Origin of the sequence: Burkholderia sp. Ac-20384 (assembly GCF_017104605.1) — a bacterium.
Classification (GTDB): domain Bacteria; phylum Pseudomonadota; class Gammaproteobacteria; order Burkholderiales; family Burkholderiaceae; genus Burkholderia; species Burkholderia lata.
Window position 1 is genome coordinate 1 of the sequence record NZ_JAAGPE010000452.1, and the last position, 5,447, is coordinate 5,447.

Annotated in this window: 7 protein-coding genes; 1 reads left to right on the plus strand and 6 read right to left on the minus strand. The window is 67.6% G+C overall.

The window, feature by feature from the left end; all coding sequences use genetic code 11:
- The 4 genes from G3O00_RS39500 to G3O00_RS39515 all read right to left on the minus strand — a co-directional run.
- A partial coding sequence (locus G3O00_RS39500; RefSeq protein WP_206146238.1) for a DUF4118 domain-containing protein occupies positions 1-406 on the minus strand: 406 nt, incomplete at its 3' end.
- A gap of 38 nt (positions 407-444) precedes the next feature.
- Positions 445-1,812 (minus strand): sigma-54 dependent transcriptional regulator, encoded by a 1,368-nt coding sequence (locus G3O00_RS39505; protein WP_206146239.1) that lies wholly within the window; start codon positions 1,810-1,812, stop codon positions 445-447.
- Between the two features lie 458 nt (positions 1,813-2,270).
- Positions 2,271-2,735 (minus strand): DUF1269 domain-containing protein, encoded by a 465-nt coding sequence (locus G3O00_RS39510; RefSeq protein WP_206146240.1) that lies wholly within the window; start codon positions 2,733-2,735, stop codon positions 2,271-2,273.
- Between the two features lie 45 nt (positions 2,736-2,780).
- On the minus strand, positions 2,781-3,419 hold the full coding sequence (locus G3O00_RS39515) for an NAAT family transporter (RefSeq protein ID WP_206146241.1): 639 nt from the start codon (positions 3,417-3,419) through the stop codon (positions 2,781-2,783).
- A gap of 146 nt (positions 3,420-3,565) precedes the next feature.
- Here G3O00_RS39515 and G3O00_RS39520 point away from each other — a divergent pair, with 146 nt between their 5' ends.
- Positions 3,566-3,784: a DUF6566 family protein gene (locus tag G3O00_RS39520; RefSeq protein ID WP_011349700.1), complete on the plus strand. Its 219-nt coding sequence runs from the start codon at positions 3,566-3,568 to the stop codon at positions 3,782-3,784.
- Positions 3,785-3,822: 38 nt separating this feature from the next.
- Here G3O00_RS39520 and G3O00_RS39525 read toward each other — a convergent pair whose 3' ends face one another.
- Entirely contained in the window at positions 3,823-4,200 is a 378-nt protein-coding gene (locus G3O00_RS39525) for a DUF5594 family protein (RefSeq protein ID WP_206146242.1), read from the minus strand.
- Between the two features lie 37 nt (positions 4,201-4,237).
- Positions 4,238-5,447: FAD-dependent oxidoreductase (locus tag G3O00_RS39530; protein WP_206146243.1), on the minus strand; the 1,210-nt coding region annotated here is incomplete at its 5' end.

Below are 5,447 nucleotides of genomic sequence, written 5' to 3' on the forward strand. Positions count from 1 at the left end.
GCGCTTGCAGCACCGCTTCGAGCCGCCGGCGTGCGGCCGCTTCGCGGCGCAGCGCCGCGTCGTTCGTGAGGCGCGCGTGACGCAGCATCGCCGCGACCGCGCACGCCAGTGCGCCGACCAGCACGAAGGTGCCGAGCCGCACGAGCCGCTCGGGCAGCGGCTCCGAATAGGCCGCCGGATCGGACAGGAACAGCGTCCACACGAGCATGCCGCTGATCACCGTCGAAACGATCCCGAACAGGAACGACGTCGCCCACGCGGCGCCCGCGAGCAGCGGGTAGTACAGGACGAGCGGCAGGTTCACGCCGCCGAAGCGGATCGCGAGCGCCTGCAGCACGGTCGCGATCGCGACCAGCATCACGGCCGTGATGACATTGCCGGCGCGTATCCGCGACGTGTCGAACATCGGTCGCGCGCCTCGTGGCTGGTCCGGTCGATGCGGCATCACGATTCCGGCTTGTCCGCTTCGTCTTCGAGCTGAGCGAGCCGGTTGTAGATCGTCTTCAGGCTGACGTCGAGCACCTCGGCCGCCTGCGCCTTCACACCGCCGCATTGCGCGATCGTGCCGAGGATCAGCCGCCGGTCGACTTCGTCGAGCGGTGTGCCGAACGGCACGGTCACACGATCCTCGTGCGAATCGGCGAGGTTCGACAGTTCGTCCATGATCGGCGGCGGCAGCGAATCGATCACGTCCTCGTCGCTGAAGATGCTCGCGCGCTGCACAAAGTTGCGCAGCTCACGCACGTTGCCCGGCCATGCGTAAGTCTTCAGCGCTTCTCTCGCAGCCGGCGCGAAGCGCAGGTTCCGGCCGCTGTCGGCGTTGAACTGCTGCAGGAACGCATCGGCCAGCATCGGGATGTCGTCGCCGCGCTCGCGCAGCGGCGGCAGCGGGATCGGGAACACGTTGATCCGGTGGAACAGGTCGGGCCGCAGCTTGCCGTCGGCCATCGCGGCTTCCGGATCGCGGTTGGTCGCCGCGACGATGCGCACGTCGACGTCGATCTCGCGCGTCGAGCCGAGCCGCGTGACGCGCCCCGTCTCGAGCACGCGCAGCAGCTTGACCTGCGACTCGAGCGGCATCTCGGTGATCTCGTCGAGCAATAGCGTGCCGCCGTCCGCGCGTTCGAAGAAGCCCTTGTGCTGGCGCTCCGCGCCCGTGAAGCTGCCGCGGTCGTGGCCGAACATCTCGCTCTCGACCAGGTTCGCGGCGATCGCGCCGCAGTTCACCGCGAGGAACGGGCCTCGGCGGCGCAGGCTCAGGTCGTGCACTGTCTGCGCGGCCAGCTCCTTGCCGGTGCCCGATTCGCCCGTCAGCAGCACCGACGCCTCGGTGCGCGCGACCCGGCCGATCGCGTCGTAGACGGCCTGCATCGCGGGCGAACTGCCGAGCATGCGGCCGAAGCGGCCAAGGCGCTGCAATTCCCCGCGCAGCTCGGCGATTTCCTCATGCAGCGCCGTGGTGCGCGGTACGCGCGCGAAAATGCTGTTCAGCCGCTGCATGTTGAGCGGCTTCACCAGGTAGTCGGTCGCGCCACGCCGCAAAGCGTCGATCGCGGTTTCGAGGCTCGCGTGGCCGGTGGTCAGCACCATTTCGCAGTGCGAACGCTTCGGCAACACGTCGAACAGCTCCATCCCGTTGCCGTCCGGCAGCACGAGATCGCACAGTACGAGATCGGGGGTATGGGTCGTGACGAGCGTGCGCGCTTCTTCCAGCGTCGCGGCCGTATCGCATGACAGCTGCTGCGTGCGCGCGAGCGCCGCGAGCATTGTCCGCGTATCGGCGTCGTCTTCGACGATCAGGACGTAGGGCATCGTGGCTCCTTGTGAGGCGGCCCGGCGCGCTTGCCTGCCGGGACCGCGGCGGGTTGCAGCGAGGTCCGGCCGTCGGTCGCACGACGATAAGGCACGATCGATGGGTTCGTGCGGACTGGCTGTCCTCCCGTGAAAAGCAGTCCCGGTCAGTATAGGAGAGCGATGTCATGCATTCGCCGATCATCGAATAAATCTATCCGCGCAGGTGACCTGCATTGCCAGATTCAATGCGTTGCGATCGGTAAGAACGTCACCGCTTCGAGCGGATCATGAGGCGCGAAGTCGTCCAGATCACGTTTTTTACGCACTTCTCAGACGGATGCGGTCAAACTTTCCGTTCTGATTTTTCGCATGTCGAAATTCGTTGACGACGATACGCGGTGGCTCGACGGCTTGCATTCGAGTCGGACCCTGCCGATTCGTGTGTCGTGCGTCGAACGCCCTGCGCGCTTCGTCAGTCAGTCGGACACTGCCTGACTGCCACCGTCGCGCGCTTTGGAAATCGCTTCGACGAGCTTCAGTTCGTCGTCGATCGACAGCGTCGTGTCGATCACTTCTCCGCCGAACGGTGCGAGCGCTGTGCTCAGCGCATAGATGTCGAGTTGCGTCGCGGCCAGCCCGAGCGACACGGTGCCGGGGCGCGCCTTGCGCGCGACGCGGTCGATCAGTGCGTCGTCCACCGGCTTCTCGCGCCATGCATCGAGCGACGATTCGATGTGCTCGACCACGCTGTCGAGCAGCGATCCAGGCGGCGTGCGGCCGGGGTCGACCGCATGCGCGCGCAACTGTCCATCGGTTGCGCACTCGACGATCGCCACACCCGACAACGCGACGACGTGCCGGTCGCGCAACGTATCGAGTTCGGCGAGCGCGCGATGGGCGGCCGCGAGGTCGGGATAGGACAACACAATCAGCGTATTCATCAGCCACTCCGTGTAATCAGGTGGCCGCGTCCGGATGCGCCGCGCTCAATGCGGCACCCCGAACGCGGCCTTCAGGCTCGCGACGATCATCTGCATCGCGATCGCCGCGAGAATCATCCCCATCAGGCGCTGCGTCACCGCCGTCACGCGCGGCGACAGGTAATGGCCGATCAGCGGCGCCGACAACAACGAAACGGCCAGCAGCACGAGAAACGCGGCAAGCCCGAGCGCGAACGCGAATTCCTGCCCGGTCGACAGCGCGCTGTGCCCGAGCACGATCATCGTCGCGATCGTGCCGGGGCCGACGAGCAGCGGGATCGTCAGCGGATAGATCGCGACGCTCTCGGCCGCGGCCGGATCGGCGCCTTCGTCGTCGCCCGGCGAATGCTGGCGGCTCGGTGCGCCGTGCAGCATCGACAGCGCGATCAGCAGCACCAGCAGCCCGCCCGCAAGGCGGAAATCGTCGATCGTCAGGCCGAACACATGCAGGATCGCGCCGCCCGCGACGGCCGACACGATGCAGCCGACCGTCACGCCGATCGCGGCCGTCAGCGCGACCTTGCGGCGCACGCCGTCCGCCGCGCCTTCCGTCAGCGACAGGAACACGGGAATGTTCGCGATCGGGTTCATGATCGCGAACAGCGCCGCGAACACCTTGATGGAAAAGGTCAGGTCGAAGGCCACAGGTTCGCTCCCGTCTCGCGCGCCGAATCGTGCGTTGCATCGCACTTCGAATCATGCGCAGGTTCCGCTTCGTTTCCGATGCACGGCGCGCGCCATGCTGCTACGATCGACGCACCGCATTCACGCACGACGGAGGGCCCCGACCGATGCAAGCCACCGACACTTTCATGGATCACGAGATTCGCGTCGATGCGACGCGCAACGCGAACGGCGCATGGGTCGCGCAGGTGCGGATCTTCCGCGACGGCGCGCCGGTCGACCTGCCGGCGCCCGAGCTCGTCACACCCGAATGGCTCACGTGCGACGAAGCACTGCGCGGCGGCATCGACCAGGGCCGCGTGATCATCAAGACACGCGACCGCTAACGGCGCGCGGTTCATCGGCGCGCATCGCACGACGCGTTTCACGCATCGAAATCCAGGTCGCCGATCAGGATCTCGCGATCGCGCTGAGTGCGCGTGCTGAAATCGACCGGCAATTCCATCTGCCAGCGTTCGATCGTGACCGGCAGCGCCGCGAGATAGCGGTCGAAGCGGCTGTGGTCGGGCTCGGCCAGCAGCCCGTCGATCGCGTCGTCACGCCACGCGAGCCGCGCGTTCAGCCGGTTCGGCAATCCGACCGTCGACGTGAGGCCGATCACGTCGACGCAGGTCGGGCTGCCCTGCCCGTCGTGCGGCACGACGTCCACCCTCACTTCGCCGGGCTGATACAGGCCGAGCACACGCGCCGCAATGCGCGGCGCAAACTCGGTTTCGAAACGTGCACGGACATCGGGATTCATCTCGCCTCCAGGTTCGAATCATGTCGTCACGCCGCTGTCACGCGGCTGCAATCTGCTGCTCGAATGCCGCTTCCGCCTTCAGGCTGTCGAGATCGCGGCCGATCGTTGCGACGGCGAGCCGCGTGTTGCCGCGCCAGTACGCGATCGTGCAATCGTGTGCGCCGAGTTCGCCGTCGATCTCGACACGATCGAATTGCTCCGCATGCCCGACATAGTTGACCGTCAGGTCGTAATGCTGGCTCCAGAAGAACGGCACCGCGTCGAACGGCCGCTGCTGCCCAAGCATGTTGCGCGCCGCGACGATGCCTTGCCGCTCGGCAACGACCCAGTGCTCGACGCGAATCCGCTCGCCCGTCAGCGGATCGGGCCAGCGCGCGATGTCGCCGGCCGCGTAGATGCCGGGCGCACTCGTCTGAAGGAAGCGGTCGACCGTCACGCCGCGCTCGACGGCCAGCCCCGCGTCCTGCGCGAGCGCCACGTTCGGATGCACGCCGATGCCGACCACCACGAGATCGGCCGGCAGCACGTCGCCGGTCGACAGCGTCACGCTGTCCGGCGTGATCTGCGCGGGTGTTGCACCGAGATGGAACACGACGCCGTGCGACTCGTGCAGTGCCTGGATCGTGCTGCCGAGCGCGTCGCCGAGCACACGCGCCATCGGATGCGCATCGGGCGCGACGACCTGCACGTCGAGCCCGCGCGTGCGCAACGCGGCGGCCGCTTCGAGGCCGATGAAGCTCGCGCCGACCACGACGCAGCGACGCGCCGTTTTCAGCTTGTCGATCAGCGCGTCGCAATCGGCGCGCGAGCGCAGCACGCATACGTGCGGCAAATCCGCGCCGGGCACGGTCAGCCGGTTCGGCTCGGCGCCCGTTGCAAGCAGCAGCGCGCCGTATCCGACGCGGCTGCCGTCGGCCAGTTCGACCGCCTGCCGGGCGGGATCGATCCGCGCGACTCGCGTGCCGCACCGTACGTCGATGCGATGGTCCGCATAGAACGACGGCGCGCGCAGCGGCAGCCAGTCGGCGTCGGCCGTGCCGGCGAGATAATCTTTCGACAGGTTCGGCCGGTCGTACGGCGGATCGGCATCGGCACTGAGCAGCGTGACGGGATGCGGATAGCCTTCCTGCCGCAGCGTCACCGCGGCCGCAATTGCCGCGGCGCCGCCGCCGACGATCACCACCGACGCGGGCAGTCCGGCCGCATCCAGCGCGGGCGGCACGGCGGCCGGCCGCGCATCGACCACG